This window comes from Aminivibrio sp., from assembly GCF_016756745.1.
Classification (GTDB): Bacteria; Synergistota; Synergistia; order Synergistales; family Aminobacteriaceae; genus Aminivibrio.
Genome location: NZ_JAESIH010000068.1, coordinates 12,455 through 31,326, shown reverse-complemented (window position 1 = coordinate 31,326; position 18,872 = coordinate 12,455). Strand labels below are relative to the sequence as shown.

The 18,872-nt window shown below is 61.8% G+C and carries 13 protein-coding genes; 7 read left to right on the top strand and 6 right to left on the bottom strand.

The features are described 5' to 3' along the window. The first annotated feature begins 13 nt into the window (after positions 1-13). The 5 genes from gatC (at position 14) to JMJ95_RS11775 (ending at position 7,248) form a co-directional block, all read left to right on the top strand. The gene (gatC, locus tag JMJ95_RS11795; RefSeq protein ID WP_290685544.1) at positions 14-325 is read left to right on the top strand and encodes an Asp-tRNA(Asn)/Glu-tRNA(Gln) amidotransferase subunit GatC; all 312 of its coding nucleotides are present in this window, start codon (positions 14-16) and stop codon (positions 323-325) included. A gap of 3 nt (positions 326-328) precedes the next feature. Beyond that, positions 329-1,831: an Asp-tRNA(Asn)/Glu-tRNA(Gln) amidotransferase subunit GatA gene (gatA, locus tag JMJ95_RS11790; protein ID WP_290685542.1), complete on the top strand. Its 1,503-nt coding sequence runs from the start codon at positions 329-331 to the stop codon at positions 1,829-1,831. Then, positions 1,828-3,318: an Asp-tRNA(Asn)/Glu-tRNA(Gln) amidotransferase subunit GatB gene (gene gatB / locus JMJ95_RS11785; protein WP_290685540.1), complete on the top strand. Its 1,491-nt coding sequence runs from the start codon at positions 1,828-1,830 to the stop codon at positions 3,316-3,318. Before gatA ends, gatB begins: the two co-directional genes overlap by 4 nt. 198 nt (positions 3,319-3,516) lie before the next feature. Next, entirely contained in the window at positions 3,517-5,598 is a 2,082-nt protein-coding gene (gene fusA / locus JMJ95_RS11780) for an elongation factor G (RefSeq protein ID WP_290685538.1), read from the top strand. Between the two features lie 75 nt (positions 5,599-5,673). Continuing rightward, entirely contained in the window at positions 5,674-7,248 is a 1,575-nt protein-coding gene (locus JMJ95_RS11775; protein WP_290685536.1) for an FAD-binding protein, read from the top strand. Positions 7,249-7,317: 69 nt separating this feature from the next. Here the strand turns inward: JMJ95_RS11775 and JMJ95_RS11770 are convergent, their stop codons facing one another. From JMJ95_RS11770 to nuoE, 4 genes are all read right to left on the bottom strand, one after another. Further along, on the bottom strand, positions 7,318-8,484 hold the full coding sequence (locus JMJ95_RS11770; protein WP_290685534.1) for an ABC transporter substrate-binding protein: 1,167 nt from the start codon (positions 8,482-8,484) through the stop codon (positions 7,318-7,320). 140 nt (positions 8,485-8,624) lie between these two features. Further along, positions 8,625-11,912 carry an FAD-dependent oxidoreductase gene (locus JMJ95_RS11765; protein WP_290685532.1) on the bottom strand — a complete coding sequence of 1,096 codons (3,288 nt, stop codon included), beginning with the start codon at positions 11,910-11,912 and terminating at the stop codon, positions 8,625-8,627. A 25-nt stretch (positions 11,913-11,937) separates the two neighbouring features. Further along, on the bottom strand, positions 11,938-13,704 hold the full coding sequence (locus JMJ95_RS11760; protein ID WP_290685530.1) for an NADH-ubiquinone oxidoreductase-F iron-sulfur binding region domain-containing protein: 1,767 nt from the start codon (positions 13,702-13,704) through the stop codon (positions 11,938-11,940). Positions 13,705-13,717: 13 nt separating this feature from the next. Further along, positions 13,718-14,218: an NADH-quinone oxidoreductase subunit NuoE gene (gene nuoE, locus JMJ95_RS11755; protein WP_290685528.1), complete on the bottom strand. Its 501-nt coding sequence runs from the start codon at positions 14,216-14,218 to the stop codon at positions 13,718-13,720. A gap of 168 nt (positions 14,219-14,386) precedes the next feature. On the opposite strand from nuoE, the gene JMJ95_RS11750 reads away from it, so the two are divergent. Together JMJ95_RS11750 and JMJ95_RS11745 are read left to right on the top strand one after the other, a co-directional pair. Next, positions 14,387-14,626, top strand: a complete 240-nt coding sequence (locus tag JMJ95_RS11750) for a glutaredoxin domain-containing protein (protein ID WP_290685525.1) — start codon at positions 14,387-14,389, stop codon at positions 14,624-14,626. 23 nt (positions 14,627-14,649) lie between these two features. Continuing rightward, on the top strand, positions 14,650-16,041 hold the full coding sequence (locus tag JMJ95_RS11745; protein ID WP_290685523.1) for a glucose-6-phosphate isomerase: 1,392 nt from the start codon (positions 14,650-14,652) through the stop codon (positions 16,039-16,041). 74 nt (positions 16,042-16,115) lie between these two features. Here JMJ95_RS11745 and JMJ95_RS11740 read toward each other — a convergent pair whose 3' ends face one another. Beyond that, positions 16,116-17,954 (bottom strand): PEP/pyruvate-binding domain-containing protein, encoded by a 1,839-nt coding sequence (locus JMJ95_RS11740; RefSeq protein WP_290685521.1) that lies wholly within the window; start codon positions 17,952-17,954, stop codon positions 16,116-16,118. Position 17,955: 1 nt separating this feature from the next. Beyond that, a complete protein-coding gene (locus JMJ95_RS11735; RefSeq protein ID WP_290685520.1) occupies positions 17,956-18,747 on the bottom strand; it encodes an ATP-binding protein in 792 nt (263 codons plus the stop codon). Positions 18,748-18,872 lie beyond the last annotated feature (125 nt).

Below are 18,872 nucleotides of genomic sequence, written 5' to 3'. Positions count from 1 at the left end.
GGAGGCAAAGCCAATGACGATCAGCGAAAAGGACGTTCGGCACGTGGCCGATCTCGCCAGGCTGCGCGTGGAGGAGAAAGAGATAGAACCTCTCGTGCGCCATTTTGAAGCCATCCTGGGCCATTTCGCCACCCTTTCCCGGGCCCGGGAAGAAGGGCGGCTGAATCTCGACGGGGTGGATCCCTTTCTCTTTTCCGAGAGGGAAGCCCCTCCTCTCCGGGAGGACGAGCCTGTCCGGTCCACCGTCCGGGATGACGTGCTGGCAGCCGCACCGGAGAGGAAGGGCAGCTTCTTCGTCGTTCCCCGGATCCTGGAGGAGGAATAGGGTATGGAGCTCTTTGCCCTCTCCGCCGCGGAGATGGTCCGCGGCATAAAAGCTAAGGATTTCTCAGCGTCGGAGGTGTTCGCCTCCTGTATTTCCCGGATCGAAGACCTCGAACCGGAACTGTCCGCTATGCTGGCCCTCACCGCCGACAGGGGACGGGAAGAAGCTGCCCGGATCGACGGAATGATCGCCCGCCGTATGGACCCCGGTCCTCTCGCGGGCGTGCCCGTTGTCTTGAAGGACAACATGTGCCTCCGGGGAGTTCCGGCAACCTGCGCCAGCAGGATCCTCGAGGGGTGGATCCCTCCCTACGACGCGAGAGTCGCGGAACTGCTCGCCGGGGCCGGGGCCGTCTTCGCCGGAAAGGCCAACATGGACGAGTTCGCCATGGGAAGCTCCACGGAGTTCTCCGCCTTTCACCCGACGTCCAACCCCTGGGATACCGGCAGGGTGCCGGGAGGCAGCTCCGGGGGAAGCGCCGCGGCTGTGGCCGCCGGGTATGCCCCCCTGGCTCTCGGGAGCGACACGGGAGGGTCCATCCGCCAGCCGGCCTCCTACTGCGGGATTTACGGCCTCAAGCCCACCTACGGCCTCGTGAGCCGGTGGGGCCTCGTGGCCTTCGCCTCGTCCCTCGACCAGATCGGCCCCTTCGCCCGCACCGTGGAGGATCTCGCCCTCCTGCTTTCGGTCATCGCCGCTCCCGACGCCAGGGACGGAACGTGCAGCCGCAGGGAGCGCCCGGACTACACGGCGCATCTCGCTGCCGTCTCCCTCAGGGGAAAGAGAATAGCCGTGGTGAAGGAGCTTGACGCCATGCAGTCCTCCGTGGACCCGGAGGTACGCCGGGTCCTGGAAAATACCCTGAACCTCTGCCGGGAGGAGGGGGCGGAGATCGTGGAGGTCTCCCTTCCCGTCTCCCTCGAGTTCGGCCTGCCCTGCTACTACATCCTCGCCCCCGCCGAGGCCGGCTCGAACCTGGCCCGGTTCGACGGAGTCCGGTACGGTCTTTCCTGCAGGGAGGACACCCTGCTCGACCTCTACCTCACAACCCGGGGGGCCGGCTTCGGCACCGAGGTGAAGCGGAGGATCCTCACCGGGACCTACGTGCTCAGCTCGGGGTACTACGATGCCTACTACCTCACAGCCCAGAAGGTCCGCTCTCTCATGAAGGCCGAGTTCCGGAAGGCCTTCGAAGAGTGCGACCTCATCGCCCTGCCCACGGCCCCAGCGCCCCCCTTCAAAAAGGGCGAGCTGGTGGACGACCCCATCCGGATGTACCTGGCCGACGTGTTCACCCTTCCTGTGAACCTCGCCGAACTGCCGGCCCTGTCCCTCAACGGCGGATTCACCGGCGGAGAAAAACCCCTGCCCGTGGGCGTCCAGTTCATCGCGCCCCAGTGGGGCGAGCCCGAACTGCTGAACGCCGCGGCCGTCCTGGAGCGGCACCTCGGAAAGGCGCGCATGGCGCCCAGGAGTGCAGCGACGGAAGGAGGGAACGTCCGATGACTTTCCGGTACATCCCCGTCATCGGCCTGGAAATCCACGTGCAGCTTTCCACGGCCACGAAAATCTTCTGCCCGTGCTCCACGGACTACATTGGGGCCGAGCCGAACACCAACGTCTGCCCCGTGTGTCTCGGCCTCCCCGGGAGCCTTCCCGTCCTGAACAAAAAGGCGGTGGAACTGGGTGTCCGGGCCGGGCTGGCCCTGTCCTGCACCATCAAGAACCACTCGGTCTTCCACCGGAAAAACTATTTCTACCCCGACCTGCCCAAGGCATACCAGATAAGCCAGTACGACCTTCCCCTCGCCGAGGGAGGAGAGATCTTCATTCCCGGCGACGACGGCCGGCCACGTCGGATCCGCATCACCAGGCTCCACCTCGAGGAGGATGCCGGAAAACTGGTTCACTCGGCCGCCGACGGGCGCCTGGAAGGGGCCGCCTTTTCCTTCGTGGACTACAACCGGGGCGGTGTCCCCCTGGCGGAGATCGTCTCCGAGCCCGACATCACCTCCCCCGGGGAGGCCCGGGAGTATGTCGCCCGCATTCGCCAAACGATGCGCTACCTCGGCGTCTCCGACGGCGACATGGAGCGGGGGTCTCTCCGGGTGGACGCCAACGTGTCGGTGAAGAAGACCGACGAAGCCACCGGGGAGGTGCTGTGCTGGGGCGAGCGGACGGAAATCAAGAACATGAACTCCCTGCGGGCCGTGGAGCGGGCGCTGCAGTATGAAATCCGCCGCCAGACGGCGGTCCTTGCCGAAGGAGGCAGCCTGGAGAGGGAGACCCGCCATTGGAACGACGGCGAGGGTGTCACCACCTCCATGAGAAGCAAGGAGGCCGCCGACGACTACCGTTACTTCCCGGACCCCGACATCCCTCCCATCGTGGTGACGGAAGAGCTTCTGGAAAGCACCCGAAACGCCCTGCCCGAACTGCCCTGGACCAAAGAGGGGCGGTTCGCGGAGAAGTACGGCCTTCCTGAGACCGATGCCGCCTTCATGGCGGAGAGCCTTCCCGTGGCCCTGTACTTCGAGGAATGCGTCAAAAGCGGCGCTTCTCCTTTACGGGCGGCCAACTGGATCCGCACCGAAGTCTTCCGGGTGATGAACGAGAAGGGTTTTTCCATGGACTCCTTCCCGGTGAAGCCCTCCGCTCTGGCGGAACTGGTCTCCCTTGTGGACGGCGGAAAGCTTTCCACCACGGTGGCCCGAGAGGTCTTCGCCCGCCTGGCGGAAGGGCGATCTTTCAAGGATGCCCTCGAGGCGGCCGGGGCTTCTCCCGGAGGTCTGTCCTCCGAAGACGTGGAAAAAATGGTGGAGCGGGTCCTTAGGGCCAACGGCGACGTGGTGGAAGAAATCCGCTCGGGCAGGGACCCCAAGGGAAAGAAGATCAAATTTCTCGCGGGCCTTGTCATGAGGGAGGCAAGGGGCCAGGCAGACGTCGCCGCCATCTCCGGTATCCTTGAACGCCGGCTGAAAGAGGACCGGTAGATGCGATCCGTTTTTACCCTGGATCCGGCGGCCGAAACGGTCCCCGGCGATACTCCCTCTGCCTGAAAAATTAGCGGATTTAGGTAGGGCGACATTTATTGACGAACGGAAACATTATGCGTAAGATATTGAAATTGCCCTCAATGGACGTAAAAACGGTCCGGGGCAAAGCACGAGACGCCGGAGGAGGTAGTTGGAATGGGAACCCGTCAGCCTGAGAACACACGCAGTATCGCAATTGCGGCCCATGGAGGGGCAGGAAAGACGTCCCTCGTCGAGGCTATGCTTTTCGATAACGGCATCACGTCCAGACTGGGGAAGGTCGAGGACGGCAATACCGTCAGCGATTTCAGCCAGGAAGAACAGAAACGGCAAATCTCGATCAATACTTCCCTTATCACCATGGAGCGCAAGGGCAGGCAGCTCTTTGTCCTCGACACCCCGGGATTCGCCGACTTCGTGGGAGAAATGCGGTCCGCCATCCGGGTGGCCGACTCGCTGCTCATTGCCGTGAGCGGCGTCAGCGGCATCGAAGTCCAGACCGACAAGGTCTGGGAGATGGGAAGCGAGTTCAATCTTCCCACGGCTTTCTACATTTCCAAGCTCGACCGGGAAAACGCCGACTTCGCCAAGGTGCTGACCGACATCCGGTCGGACTACAGCGACAAGGCCGTGGCGGTCTTCCTGCCCATAGGTGCTGAAGCCTCCTTCAAAGGAGTGGTGGACCTCCTCGGGAACAAGGCATATATGTATGAAGCCGACGGCAGCGGTAAGTTCACCGAGGGCGACATCCCCGCCGAGATGGCCGACGAGGCCGCCCAGGCAAGGGAATCCCTCGTGGAGGCCATCGTCGAGGCGGACGACGAACTCATGATGCGCTACCTCGACGGCGAGAGCATCTCCGTGGATGAGCTTCTTCCCGCTCTCAGGAAGGCCATCGCTTCCCGCATAGTTATGCCTGTCTTCCCAGGTTCTTCCGCCATGAACGTGGGCGTTCATCAGATCCTTGACTTTATCGCCGACTTCTTCCCCTCTCCTCTGGACTCCAGGAGCCGTCCCGCCCTGAAGGGGCAGGAAAGCATCGAGATCGCCCCCGATCCCGAAGGGCAGTTCTCCGCCATCTGCTTCAAGATCATGGTTGACCCTTACGTGGGCAAGCTTTCCTTCATCCGGGTCAACTCCGGAAGCCTCACGACAGACAACACCATTTTCAACGTGAACAAGGGCGAAGAGGAACGGATCAGCGCCTTCAAATTCATGACCGGCAAAGAGGGCAAGGACGTCAAGGAGATCACCGTGGGCGACATCCTCGCCATTCCTAAGCTTCACAGCACCCAGGTGGGAGACAGCCTTTCCGTGAAGGGCTCCACGATCACCTTCCCGCCCATCGACTTCCCGAAGCCCGTCTACAGCGTGGCCATCGTCGCCAAGAGCCGGGCCGACGAAGACAAGCTGGGCAATGCCATCCACAAGATCCTCGAGGAAGATCCCACCCTCACCTTCGAAAAGAACGCCGAGACCAACGACAGCGTCCTCTCCGGAATGGGCGACATGCACATCGACATCGTCCTTTCACGTATAAAGGAGCGGTACGGCGTGGAACTGGACACCAAGACCCCCCAGGTCCCCTACCGGGAGACTATCCGGAAGACCGCCGAGGCCCAGGGCAAGCACAAGAAACAGACGGGCGGCCACGGTCAGTACGGCGATGTCCATATCCGGTACACTCCTCTCGAGCGGGGAGAGGGCTTCGTTTTTGAGGATAAAATTGTCGGCGGCGCCATCCCCAAGGGATTCATTCCCGCGGTCGAGAAGGGCCTCCGGGAAGCCCTCGTCAAGGGGCCCCTTGCCGGCTTCCCCGTGGTGGACTTCAAGGCCACCCTCTACTTCGGCTCCTACCACGACGTGGACAGCTCTGAAATGGCCTTCAAGCTCGCAGCGCGGCTTTCCTTTAAGAAGGGTATTCTCGAGGCGAACCCCGTGCTCCTGGAGCCCATCATGAACGTGGAAGTCACCGTCCCCGAGGAGTACCTGGGCGATGTCATGGGCGACTTCAACGGACGGAGGGGAAGGATCCTCGGCATCGACAGCAAGGGACACCAGCAGGTGGTCAAGGCCCAGTGCCCCCTCGCGGAGATGTTCCGGTACGCCATCATCCTCCGCTCCATGACCTCCGGCAGAGGAACCTTCACCATGGAATACGACCATTATGAGGAGGTCCCCGCCGAGATCGCGAAGAAGGTTATCGCAGCCCACAAACAGGAGGACGAAGAGGAATAGGGTCCCCTGAAACACGGAACGACCACGGAGCCCCGCGAACGCCGCGGGGCTCCGCTCATAGGGAGGAGGAGAACCATGAAGAAAAAAATCATCGTCGTCGGGGCGGGCGGGGCAGGTCTTACCGCAGCGGTCGCGGCGGCAAAAAAAGGAGCGGAGGTCCTGCTGCTCTCCAAGACAGCCTGCGGCGACGCGAACTGTACAGCCTATTCGGGGGGGCTGTTTTCCCTCTCGTCCGGAACGGTGACCCCCGAAGATCACTTCCGGCGCGTCGTGGAGATCGGCCGGGGAGTGAACGACCGGAAGCTCGTCCGGACGCTGGCCGAAGAATCGGAGAAAACCCTCCGGACGCTGGCTGACTGGGGCGTCACGCTGAAGATCACCGACTCGGGGCGTGCCACCGTGCGGGAATCAGCCCCTTCCGAGATCATGGGAGGGAGAGGCCTGACCAGGGAACTCGCCGCCATTGCGAGGGCGGAAGGAGTCTCCATCCTCGAAAACTGTGTCGCAACGAAAATTCTCGCCGGGGAGAGAGGGGCGGAAGGGCTGGAGTGGGTGAACTGGAAGACGGGGCGGAAATACCGCTCCCCAGCCTCCGCCGTCATTCTCGCCTCCGGCGGGGGAGGCAGAATCTACTCCAGGACGGACAACCCCGCACGGATGACCGGCGACGGATACGCCCTCGCCCTCGAGGCCGGTCTGGATCTCGCGGACATGGAGTACGTCCAGTTCTACCCCCTGGGCTGGAAGGATCCCGCCTTCCCTCTGTGGATGGTGGGGCTTGCCATCGTGGACTACATTCCCGTCACCGATGAAAACGGCCGGGAATTCCTCCGGGAGGCCATTCTCTCCTGGGGGCTCACCTCGGGGAAAGAGGCGAACTACTTTGCCAGGGACAAGAGTGCCATTTTCCTCTCCCGCCACGAGAGGCAGGGAGGAAAGACCCTGCTTCACCTGGAAAACCTGGGGGAAGAGATGCTGACTATCCCTGATGTACGGGTGTCCCTCATGCTGGACCTTCCGCCGGAACGACGGACCGGGCCGGTAGAGCTTTCCCCCATCCAGCACTATTTCACGGGGGGAATTCCCATCGACACCGAGGGACGAACCGCCCTTCCGGGGCTCTACGCCTGCGGTGAGGTGACCGGAGGGGTGGACGGAGCCAGCCGCATGGGAGGCAACGCCCTGACGAACATCGTCACCTTCGGCCTCCGGGCCGGCCGGTTCTCCGCCGAAGAAGCAGGGGAAGGCGGCATTGGGGACGTTACGGAAATCCCGGCAGACCTGTCCTTCCTCGCCCCCGAAGGGGGAATCCGTCCCCGGGATGCCGGGGATCGTCTCCGGGCCGTTGTCCAGGAAGGGCTCGGCCCCTGCAGGAGCGGTGACGGTCTCCGCCGGTGCGCGGCGGCCCTGGAGGAATGGAAGGTCTCATGTCCGCCCCTGAAGGTGGGAGATTCCGTGGACCTCCTCCATGCCCTGGAGATGAAGGGGCTCGCCTTCACCGCCGAAGCGGTGGCACGGGCGGCTCTCCTCCGGGAGGAGAGCCGGGGTGTTCACTACCGGGATGACTTTCCGGAGGAGCGGGAGGAATGGATGTCCCGGATTCTGGTCTCCGCTGAAAAGGGGAAGATCGCCGCCGCGAGGGAAGGGTAGGGCGGAAGGCGAAAAAGGCGGAGCGGGGGATTTGATTTCCCCCGCTCCGCCTGCCGTGCTGAGTATGCGCTAGAATGTGTCCTGGGGGGCCCACATCTCAAGGAAGTTCAGCTGTTTATTCTTCCAGAGCATCATAGCGGCGGGCTTGTTCAGCGGGTTGTGGGTCTCCTTGTCCACCGTGAGGGTGAAATGGACGAGACGGAGGTCTTTCGTGTTTTCCATGGCATCCCTGACCGCCACGGGGTCGGCTTTCCCAGCCCTCTTGATCGCGTCGGCGACCCACGTGACCAGATCGTATGCGTACGCAACATTTCCCGGTTCGGCCGCAGGGACGCCGTATTCTTTCTCGAAACGGGAGAGAAGGTATATCATCTGCGGATTGCCGAGGTCCATGCTATAGACCCAGTAACTTCCCTCCATCGAGTCTCCGGCGATCTCCTGCATACTCGGGCTGAAACCGTCGCCGCCTATGAAAATAGGCTTCCAGTCAAGTTCTGCCGCCTGCTTCATAATCAGCCCCATCTCCTTGTAGAGAATGGGAAGTGCGACCGCCTCGGCGCCGGTTGCCTTCATTTCCGTGAGCTGGGCCCGGAAGTCCACGTCGCCGCCCCGGAATCCCCAGACACCCTTCAGATCGCCCTTCAACTCCGCGAACCGGATAGTGAAAAATTCCTTCAGGCCTTCGGAGTAGTCGCTGCCCACGTCGGTGATGACCGCAGCGCTCTTGACCCCAAGCTTGTTGATAAGGTAGTCCGCCATGACCTTCCCCTGGTAGGGGTCGGTGTAGCTCATCCGGAACGTGAACGGCCGTACCTTGCCCGTCTTCGGGTCCACCGTCACGGCGGGGTTGGTGCTCGCAGTGCCGATCTGGGGAACACCGGCGGCGGTGACCACCGAGGCGGTGGCGATGTTCAGCCCGCTGTAGTTGGTACCGCCGATGGCCACCACCTTGTCTTCGTGGACAAGCCTCCGCGCTGCCTGGATGGCGTCCTCCTGCCGTCCGCGAACGTCGTAGTACACCAGTTCCAGGGGGCGTCCGAGCACTCCGCCCGCCTCGTTCAGCTCCTTCACGGCGAGAAGGGCGCCGTCCCGTTCATGCTGTCCCCATGTGGAACCGTCGCCGGTGAGCGTGGCGAGGTAGCCGATCTTGATGGGTTCGCCCGACGGAGCTGCACAGGCCGCAGCGCCGAAGGCGAGGAGTATCGCGACTGCAAAAAACAGACCGTATCGTTTCATTTTTTCGCCTCCCTGCAAATTTTCCGCTTAGTCTAAAGGCGGCTGCCCTTCGTGTCAATAGATTGACAAAAAATCAACAAAAATTCAGGAGGCGGCTTGTGCCGCCCCCTGAATTGGTATAACCATGTTTCGCCGCAGTCTCAGCGCACAACGGGGTTCGAGGGAATTTTTCCTCCCCAGGGAAGAGCCGCCCTTGAAAGAACGTCACAGATGTTCCTTCCCGTCTTTTTCGCAAGGGGTCCCTTCCGGACGGGGAGCTCCCTGCCCTCCAGGTTCACCGTGGTGCCTTCCTTTTCCGGCCACGGACGAAGGGGCAGAAGAACGGACGCCTTCTCCGAAAGAGGAGAGGAATCAGCGGCGAGAACGGCATATTCCGTTCCGTTGAGGTCGCCTTCCGTGAATCCAGCCTCCTCCGGGGTGATCCCGAGGAAGAGTACCGGCGACGGCCGGTTCTTCTTTGCTTCGGCGACGGAGAGAACCTCCGGGAATACGGAGAGCAGTCCCGCCGTTCCCGCTCCTTTGAAGAGAAGAAGGTACCGGCCTCCCTGAAGGGCCGAAGAGAGGTCGAAAGAGGCACTCGCCGGCAGTCCCGCTCCCATGAGGGTGACAGGGTGCTTCGCGGCGGCAAGGAGAGCGGCAGCCTTTTCGAAGGTTCCGGGGCACAGGCCTGCCTTCCCTGCCAGGGCCGCGAAATCGACAGGGGCCTTCTCCCTGGTTGCCTGAACGGCAGCGGTGAGGGACCGGATCGCTTCCTCCTGTTTGCCCTCTTCGGGGGCGAGGATCACGGTGTCTCCCCTGTCGAGTATGCCCGGGGTGCCGCCGAGACAGACCACTGATGCTTTCCGGTGCCGCATGGCCCTCCGCAGCCACGATGTCAGCACGGGCTGGTCTTCGTCGGTGTTCGCCCCCAGGAGCAGGAAGGCGTCGCCTTCGTTGAAGGAGGCGTAGGAAGCCCGGACGGCATCCTTTCTCTTCCCCGCCTCGGCGAGGTAGGGCAGGAATTCCGCTCCTTCCGCCGCGGAAATGACAGCCTCCGGTGTGCGGAGAGCAGCGTAGTCGCGGAGAGCTTTCGCCTCCTGCAGAGTGAGGTTCGTCCCCGCCACGTAGATTGCGCCCTTCCTGGAGGCAAGGTTGTCGAAGGCGGCCGCGGCTTCGTCAAGGGACACGGACTCGCCGTTCACTGCCGGGTCAAAGTTCCCCGAGTCCTTCACGTCCCTGAAACCGTACCGTCCCATGAAGCAGCACGACCCGAAGGTGGGGGCCGTCGGATTGTCCGGGTCGGTGGTGACTCGGACGATACGGGAGCGCCTGCGGTCCAGGTTGAGGTCGAGTTCGCAGCCCACGGAGCACATCCGGCAGGTGGTCTTGATTATCTCCGGCACCTCCAGGTGAGGCCACCGCTCGGCCCGCTTCTCCATGAGGGCTCCCACGGGGCAGACCTGGGTGCAGAGTCCGCAGAAGGTGCAGTCGGAGTGTTCCATGTCGTTGTAGAACTGGGGCGTCAGCACCGAATCGAAGCCCCGCTTCGCAAAGTCGATGGCGTGGAAGCCGGAGATCTCGTCGCAGGCTCGAACGCACTTGGAACAGAGGATGCACTTGTCCAGGTTCCGGATATAGTACTGGTTCGCATCCTCAAACTTGGCAATGTGCTCACCGGCAAGCTTCTCCGGCTGTACCTCGTGGGTGGTGGCGTATTTCCGGAGCCTGCACTCGAAGACGTCGGCGCAGCCGCACTCCATGCACCTCTTCGCGTCCCGGAGGGTCTGCTCCTCCGTCAGTCCGGGGCTGTACTCCTCGAAGGGCTTTGCGAGCCGTGTCTCTCCGCTCACGATGGGCACGTGTTCCTGGACGGTTTTCTCCACGTGACTGAAGTCCTCGGGGCCGAGGTCCGTCCGGACGATATCGTAGAAGAAGGGTTTTTTCGGCGTTCCCCGGGTCAGGTAGTGATCCAGGGAGTCGGCGGCCCAGTGGCCGTTGCCGATGGCCTCGATGGCGATCTTCGGCCCCGTCTGCTGGTCGCCGCACACGAATACTCCCGGGAGGGGAGTGTCGTAGTCGGGACCGACCTTCATCTTCCGGCCGTCATGCAGTTCCGAGGGCACCCCTGAGAAGTCGATGGCCTGCCCCACGGCGGCGATGACCGTATCAACCTCGAGGACGAAGGTCTCCCCCGTAGGCACGGGGCTCCGCCGCCCGGAGGCATCCGGTTCCCCGAGCTCCATCCGCTCGCAGACCACCCGTTCCACCTTGCCGTTCCCCTCGATTGATTTTGGGGCCGCCAGGAAGATGAAGTTCACCCCTTCTTCGGTGGCCTCTTCGATCTCGAGATCGTCGGCGGGCATCTCCTCCCGGCTCCTCCTGTAGAGCACCGACACTTCCTCGGCGCCGAGGCGGCGGGCCGAGCGGCAGGCGTCCATGGCGGTGTTGCCTCCTCCCACCACGGCCACCCTTCTGCCGATTCTTGCGTCGGGGTTGGTCTTCACGTCGTAGAGGAAGTTGATCCCACCCAGGACTCCGTCCAGGTCCTCTCCGGGCACCCGCATGGGGGAGGACTTCCAGCAGCCCATGGCGAGGATGACGCCGTCGAAATTCCTGCGGAGTTCGTCGAGGGTGATGTTCTTTCCCAGGGTCATGCCGGTGCGCACCTCCACGCCGTGGGCGAGGAGCCAGTCGATCTCCTTCTGGAGAATGGCCTGGGGAAGGCGGTAGTCGGGAATGCCGTAGCGCATCATACCGCCGAGAAGGGCTTCCTTCTCGAAGATGACCGGTCGGTAGCCTTTCAGGCGCAGGTAGTAGGCCGCGGAGATGCCGGCGGGGCCGCCCCCCACGACGGCGACGGTCTTTCCGTTGTCCCCGGTCTCGGGGATGACGCCGAGATAGTCGTTCTTCAATGCCCAGTCGCCGACGAACCGCTTGATCTCCTTAATTGACACGGGCGCGTCGTCCACGAAATTCCTGCGGCACTTCTTCTCGCAGGGGGCGGGGCAGACCCGGCCGATGCACGCAGGGAGGGTGACGTGATGGTGGAGCGTGTCGAGGGATTCCTGGTATTTCCCCTGGGCGGCCAGATTGATGTAAGCCTGGACGTTTCCGTTGGCCGGACAGGTGAGGGTGCAGGGGGGGCGGCAGTCGCCCACGTGGTCGGAGAGCAGCAGTTCCAGGGCGGTCCGGCGGGCGCTCACGGCCTTCTCTGTCTCGGTCCTGATGACCATGTTCTGGACGATGGTGTTGGCGCACGCCCGGAGCAGGGTTTTTGCACCCTCCACTTCCACGAGGCAGACGGAGCAGCCCCCGTGGAGGCTCAGGTGGCGGTCGTAGCAGAGGGTGGGTATTTCCACGCCGCAGTCGGCGCAGAGATCGAGTATTCTCTGCCCCTCGTACCCGTAGACTGTTTTTCCGTTGAGTGTGACCTTTATGTTTTTCTTCATGGCAGCTCGAAATCCTCCCGAAAGGTTATTCCACCGAGATGGCGCCCACGGGGCAGACCTTCTTGCACTGTCCGCAGCGGATGCACTTCTCGTCGTCGATGACGTGGGGTTTCTTCACTTCTCCAGCGATGCAGGAGACGGGGCAGTTCCGGGCGCATTTCGTGCAGCCGATGCATACGGCCGGGTCGACGACGTAATGAATGAGACCGGTGCATACCTTGGCGGGGCACTTTTTGTCCCGGATATGGGCCTCGTACTCCTCCCGGAAATATTTCAGCGTGGTCATCACCGGGTTCGGCGCAGTCTGGCCGAGGCCGCAGAGGGAACCCTCCTTCACCTGGTGGGCCAGGTAGAGCAGGGTGTCCAGGTCCTCCATGGCCCCTTTGCCTTCGGTGATCCGCTCCAGGATCTCGAGCATTCTCTTGGTGCCGATGCGGCAGAAGGGGCATTTGCCGCAGGACTCCTTTTGGACGAAGGCCAGGAAGAACTTGGCCACGTCCACGATGCAGGTGGTCTCGTCCATGACTACCATGCCGCCGGAGCCCATGATGGCCCCCGTGGCGTTGATGGATTCATAGTCCACCGGTGTGTCCAGCAGCGATTCGGGGATGCACCCTCCCGAGGGGCCGCCGAGCTGGACCGCCTTGAACTTCTTGTTCTCGGCGATGCCGCCTGCCACCTTGAAGATGACCTCCCGCAGGGGCATTCCCATGGGGACCTCGGCGAGACCGCCTTTCTTGATCTTTCCCGCCAGGGCGAAGACCTTGGTGCCCCGGCTCTTGCCGATGCCGTATTCGGCAAACTTCGCCGCCCCGTTCATCAGAATCCAGGGGATGTTGGCGATGGTCTCCACGTTGTTGATGTTCGTGGGCTTGCCGAAGACGCCGCTGTTGGCCGGGAAGGGAGGCCGCGGCCGGGGCATGCCCCTCCGTCCCTCGATGGAGGCGATCATGGCGGTTTCCTCGCCGCAGACGAAGGCGCCCGCCCCTTCCTTTATATGGATGTCGAAGGAGAAGCCGGACCCAAGGATATTCTTCCCGAGGAAACCCTTCTCCCGGGCTTGGTCCAGGGCCACGTTCAGGTGCTTTATGGCCAGGGGGTATTCCGCCCGGCAGTAGATGATGCCCTCGTCGGACCCGATGGCGTAGGCGCCGATGGCCATTCCCTCGATGATGCTGTGGGGGTCGCTCTCGAGGACAGAGCGGTCCATGAAGGCGCCGGGGTCGCCCTCGTCGGCGTTGCAGACGAAGTACTTCTTGTCCCCCTTCGCCCCGTTGGCGAACTTCCATTTCAGCCCCGTGGGAAAGCCTGCTCCGCCACGGCCGCGGAGGCCGCTGGCGAGGACTTCGTCGATGACCTGGAGGGGGCTCATGGAGAAGGCTTTTTCCAGTGCCTTGTAGCCGTCGCGGGCAATGTACTCTTCAATTTTCTCAGGATCGATGAGGCCGCTGTTCCGGAGGACAATGCGGACCTGGCTGTCCATGCGCTCGTTCTCGCAGGCCGTGCTCTCCGGGTCGAGGATGACGCCCCGAAGGACGATCTCCCCCCGGTTCACGTGGGATTCGGCGATCTCTTTGGCCATGGCTGTGTCCACCTTGCCGTAGGTGATGGATTTGCCGTCCCGCTCCACTTCCACGATGGGCTCCATGTAGCAGAGGCCGATGCAGCCGACCTTCTTGATTTCCACGTCGTCCCGACCTGCAAGGATTCCCGTGAGGGTTTCATAAATGGGGACCGCTCCCGCTGCCACACCGCAGCTCGCCAGTCCGACCTTCACGATAGTCTTGGGCATTGTGCGTACCTCCCTATTCCCGCTGGGAAGCCCTGACGGCTTCAAGCACGTCCACGGCTTTTTCCGGCGTCAGTCTTCCGTGAACCTCTTCTCCCACCATCATCACGGGAGCGAGACTGCAGCAGCCGAGGCAGGCCACGTACTGCAGGGTGAACAGACCGTCTTTCGTGGTCTCTCCCTCCTGCACCCCGAGATGACGCTGGATCTGCTCTCCGATGCGGGCCGAGCCCTGGACGTGGCAGGCCGTTCCCCGGCAGAGCCGAACCACGTATCTGCCCTCCGGCTGGAGCCGGAACATGGCATAGAAGGTGGCGACGCCGAACATCTCCGCTGCGGGGATGTCCAGCTCTTTCGCCATGAAATCCACCGCTTCGGGGCCGATGTAGCCCATTTCCCTCTGCATATCGGCCAGCAGGGGAATCGTAATGCCCTTTTTCCCTCTGTAGCGGTCTGCGAGAGGGAGGAGACGGGTCTCCAGATCTGAACGCGCGAGGGTTGCCGCAGATATGGTCATTCCATTTCCTCCTTGCATATTTTCGGTGAAATACCCCGGATATGGTATGCATTATACTCCCAATGACCGAATTTTTCTCTCCCGGTGAAATTCGGTATATAATGAACTTGACTGAAAGGGTATTTTCTTATATACCCTTTATGGGTATATATTTCAAGGAGGTGCCGATTGATGATAAAAGTTTATTCGACGAAGACGTGCCCGTGGTGCGCCAAAGTGAAGGAGTATCTTGACGGAAAGGGTGTCGCTTTCGAGAGCGTGGATGTTCAGGCGAACCGGGAGGCTGCCATGGAAATGGTCCGGAAGACGGGCCAGATGGGAGTACCCGTCACGCAGATCGGCGAGAAGTATATCGTCGGGTACAACCCGGAGGCTATTGACGCGGAGCTGGCGAACCAGGAACAGTAGCCTGAGAGGAAGGGGTTGACGTCGTGCTTCGAAGATCGGGAACGGTATCGGAACTGCTCACTCTGTCCTATGGAATGGCTGTAGACGGCGCGGTAGGCATGGAGACCGTCGCCGGGTATGAGGAGATACTCCGGAAAGGGGATGCCCGGCTTCGGGAGGCAGCTTCCGAAGGTCAGGACGGCGTGGGCTGGATCAACCTCCCTTCCCGGGACATCGCCGATGTGGAGAAGACGGGGAAGTGGATTTCCGGCTTCGACGCCATGGTCCAGGTGGGCATCGGCGGCTCGGCCCTCGGCAATCTCATGCTCCATGGGGCGTTGCTTCCTCCGTACTGGAACGAGCTGCCCCGTGCGAAACGGCAGGGTCCGAGGTTCTACATGTCGGACAACGTGGACCCGGCCGACAACCGGGCGATCTGGAACCTCATCGATCCCGGGCAGACAGTGTTCACCGTCATCAGCAAATCGGGAAGCACCGCCGAGACCATGGCGAATTTCCTTTTCTTTTGGGACCGGCTCAAGGTGGATCTCGGCCCGAAAAAAGCGGCGGAGCACGTGGTGGTCATCACCGATGAAGAGAAGGGGGTTCTCCGGCCCTTCGCCGACGAGATCGGCTGCCGGCGCCTCGTTCTGCCCGCCGATGTGGGCGGGCGCTTCTCCGTGCTCTCCCCCGTCGGGCTTCTCTCCGCCGTCGCCCTGGGTATACAGGCCGACAAGCTGCTCGAGGGAGCGGCCGAGATGGACGGAAAGCTCGCGGCGAGGAACACCATCGTCGAAAACCCCGCCTGGCTTCTGGCCGCACTCTCGGTGGCCCATTACAGACAGGGGAGGAACATGACGGTCCTCATGCCCTACGAGGACGCCCTGGAGAGGTTCTGCGAATGGTTTGCCCAGCTCTGGGGCGAAAGCCTGGGGAAGAACGGAACGGGATCGACCCCCGTGCGGGCCCTCGGCGCTATCGACCAGCACTCCCAGATCCAGCTCTACACCGAAGGCCCCGACGACAAGCTTTTTACCGTGATGACGGTGGCCGACCCGACGGAGGAAATCATCATTCCCGAGACGGAGGAAAAGACCCTGGTGTCCCTGTCCTACCTCTTCGGGCAATCCATGAACTCTCTGCGGCGGTATGAGGCCATCTCGACGGCGGCAGCCATCGCGAAGTCAGGAAAACCGGTGGTCTCCATCGAGATCCCGAAGCTCGACGAGCGCCGCATGGGAGCCATGATCCAGTTCTACGAGTATGTGACGGCCCTGGCCGGGTACATCCTGGACGTGAACCCCTTCGACCAGCCGGGGGTGGAGCAGGGAAAGAACTATACCTACGGTCTCATGGGGCGCCCCGATTACAGCGCCCAGGCCCTCGAGGTGACCGAACTGGCGGAAAAGCTCTTCCTCAGGGAAGTCTCCGTCTAGAACAGGCGGGAAAAACACGCCGGCCGCAGGATTGTATCTCCTGCGGCCGGCGTGTTTTTATACGATGTCGGGTTTCAGTCCCATCCGTTCTCCGGTTCGTCCACCCTGTCCGCCACCACGACGCCGAAATTTTTGTCTCCATCGGTGTACACCGAGAAGGATCCTGAGTAGATGCGGACACCCGCGTGGGACCCCAGGGCGTACGGAGCGGAGTCGAAGAAGCTCTCGTCGAAGATGTTGTTCTTCGCCCCTTCGTAGACGGGCATGTAGAGGATTCCGTCGATCTCCAGGTCCGTAAAGAAGTGGGTACCGAAGGAAAGTTCCGGCATGTACCCCTCCTTGGGAAAACCCACCTCCACGATGCAGGAGCACCTCGTAATCTCGTTGTACTGCACCGGTACGCCGAGAAGGGGATTGCTGGAACCCACCCTGCCCGGAGCCACGAGAATGAACCGGGAGCCCTTCAGTGCCTCGTTCACCGTGCCTATCGCCCGGGCCACGTCGTGGAACCTGGTCTCCTGAGCGTAAATGCGATGGTCCACGTACACGAGGTAGGGGATGTTCTCCTTTACGCCGTGGGTCACCATCCTGTCCGCCTTCAGTATCACCCTCCGGTTCTCCAGGTCCGGGATGGACACTGGTTGGCTCTGATCACTGAGCCACAGGGGACGGGCCTGGACGATCTCCACCAGGTCTTCGCTGGGGTGGTAGGCGAACTCCACGTCCGCCGGCACGCCCATCTCCCGGTCGAGGAGGGCGAGGAGCTTTTTCATCCGCTCGAAGAAGTGCTTCGAACGGCAGGCGAACTCCTCAAAAGTGAAGCAGACCTTTTCACCGGCCCTGATGGTGGAACCGTGGCGGGACATGGGGGTGAAATACCCGCCGTCGTCGTCGGGCCTGTAAATCTGGGCATAGTCGGGGAAACAGCTGTGGTAGGGGAAAATGTCCTTCCAGATGCGCTTCACGTCCACCGTCACCAGGGATTTCTGCTCCCGGTCGATTACCTGGAAATGCTCCTGGGCATGGCGCATGATGTTGAAGGGGTTCTGACCCTCGGGGCGGAGACTCGGCAGTGTCAGGGCGAAGGTTCGGGCGTACCCCCGCTTGGTGCTCGTGGTGCCCATGCCGAAGACCAGGCGGATGATCCCGTCCTCGGACCGGATCCGGGTGGTCCACCTCCTGTAATAGCGTGAAAACCCCACGCCGGCGATGGTGGGGTAGTAGTACCGTCCCCGCCACTTTCCGGCGACTCTCATGAGAATGATCCCCATGCGGTCGTCCCCCAGGCCGTGTTTCGACCGGTAGGCCACCGCTAATGGGAAGAACGTCCTGGCGTAAATTTTCTTGATGTCCCGCTCCACCTGGGCGGCCCGTTCCTCCAGGGACGTCTCTCCGTCGTTGAACTCGAATGTTGAAAGGTATTTCCCCGCGAAGGAGTATTTCAGCGAATCCTCGAGGACGCTGCTGCTGCGGACCACGATGGGATCGGTGATCTTCTCGAGGAAGCGCAGAACTCTTTCGCTCACTTCCGTCGGGAGTTTTGTCCGGAGGAAGGCGTACTCGATCACCTCCGGTTCCTCCTTCTTCAGTTCTTCCAGGTCGGGAATCTGGCGGAGCACGTAATCAAAGGAGTCGGTGGCGATGAAAAGAGACGGCGGAAAGATCACCCGTTTCAACGTCTCCTCCTTACTGTCCCGCAGTTTTGCCATGGCAAAGAGCAGGGAACGCCCCTTGCCGCCGATGCTGCCCTTTCCCACGATGAGGTGGGCAAAATCGGGATCGTCAAGGGGATCCCAGCGGAAGTAGTTTTCAGTTACGGTGCTGTTTGCTCCGGGATAGTCGGGGTTCTCGGGAAACGTCCGTCCGTTTGCGGAGGGCGTGGGCCCTAAAGACAGTCCGTCGTTTTTCCCCATGTCATCTCTCCTTCAGGCTCGTCCCCGGAATGGTGGGGGCTGTAGCCTCCGCTTCTCCCTGGGACCATTTGTCCCGTTCGTCCAGGTACTGAAGTGCGTGTAGTATATTGTACTTTATTTTCGGGTTCCCGGCACTCAGTCTGTCAAGTATACTTTTTGCCTTCACCCGTTCCGTATCGAGGGAAAAGGGGCAGACATAGGGCAGAACGGGCATCCCGAGCCTGCGGGCTTCCTTCAGGATCTTCTTCTCTTCCGCGAACACCAGGGGACGGATAACCGTCATGCCTGACCTGCTCTGCCGGAACTTCGGCTGGAAGGCCCTGAACCTGCCCGTGTTGAAAAGGTTCATCAGCGCCGTCTCAACCACGTCGTCCAGGTTGTGCCCCAGGGCCAGGAGATTGCACCCCTCCTCCTTTGCCGCCGTGTTCAGGATACCGCGCCGGATATTGGCGCACAGGCTGCATGGAGACCGCTCATTCCGCGCCTCGATGATTCCCACGATAGGATGGGGGCGGACGAAAAAGGGAATGTCCAGGGAATCGCAGAATTCCCGCAGGGACGAGACGTCCGTCTCTCCGCCGGTAATGTCAACGAAGCATGCGGCGAGGGAAAAGGGGACGGGGCTCCTTCTGCGGAGTCCCGCGAGGGCCAGCGTCAGGACAAGGCTGTCCTTTCCTCCGGAGAGGCCGATCATGATCCGGTCTCCCGGGGAGATCATCTTGAATCGGCCCGCAGCGAGGCCGACTTTTTTTCTGAGGGACAGGGAAAGGGCGGGTATGGCGGATCGGGTCAAAGAGCGCTCCTCCTCTGAAAATCAGGGAATCTGTGATAAAATAGTTCTTAAGACCTATGATGCCGGCGGAAATTCCTTTACCGTACATTCAGGGTCAGCGTCCACTATAGCACAGTCGTATCATC

Bases quoted from the DNA above. Each gene is read 5' to 3' on its own strand.
- gatA (WP_290685542.1), top strand. From the start codon at position 329: ATGGAGCTCTTTGCCCTCTCCGCCGCGGAGATGGTCCGCGGCATAAAA.
- JMJ95_RS11740 (WP_290685521.1), bottom strand. From the start codon at position 17,954: ATGGGGAAAAACGACGGACTGTCTTTAGGGCCCACGCCCTCCGCAAAC.
- JMJ95_RS11760 (WP_290685530.1), bottom strand. From the start codon at position 13,704: ATGCCCAAGACTATCGTGAAGGTCGGACTGGCGAGCTGCGGTGTGGCA.
- gatC (WP_290685544.1), top strand. From the start codon at position 14: ATGACGATCAGCGAAAAGGACGTTCGGCACGTGGCCGATCTCGCCAGG.
- JMJ95_RS11770 (WP_290685534.1), bottom strand. From the start codon at position 8,484: ATGAAACGATACGGTCTGTTTTTTGCAGTCGCGATACTCCTCGCCTTC.
- JMJ95_RS11775 (WP_290685536.1), top strand. From the start codon at position 5,674: ATGAAGAAAAAAATCATCGTCGTCGGGGCGGGCGGGGCAGGTCTTACC.
- nuoE (WP_290685528.1), bottom strand. From the start codon at position 14,218: ATGACCATATCTGCGGCAACCCTCGCGCGTTCAGATCTGGAGACCCGT.
- gatB (WP_290685540.1), top strand. From the start codon at position 1,828: ATGACTTTCCGGTACATCCCCGTCATCGGCCTGGAAATCCACGTGCAG.
- JMJ95_RS11765 (WP_290685532.1), bottom strand. From the start codon at position 11,912: ATGAAGAAAAACATAAAGGTCACACTCAACGGAAAAACAGTCTACGGG.
- fusA (WP_290685538.1), top strand. From the start codon at position 3,517: ATGGGAACCCGTCAGCCTGAGAACACACGCAGTATCGCAATTGCGGCC.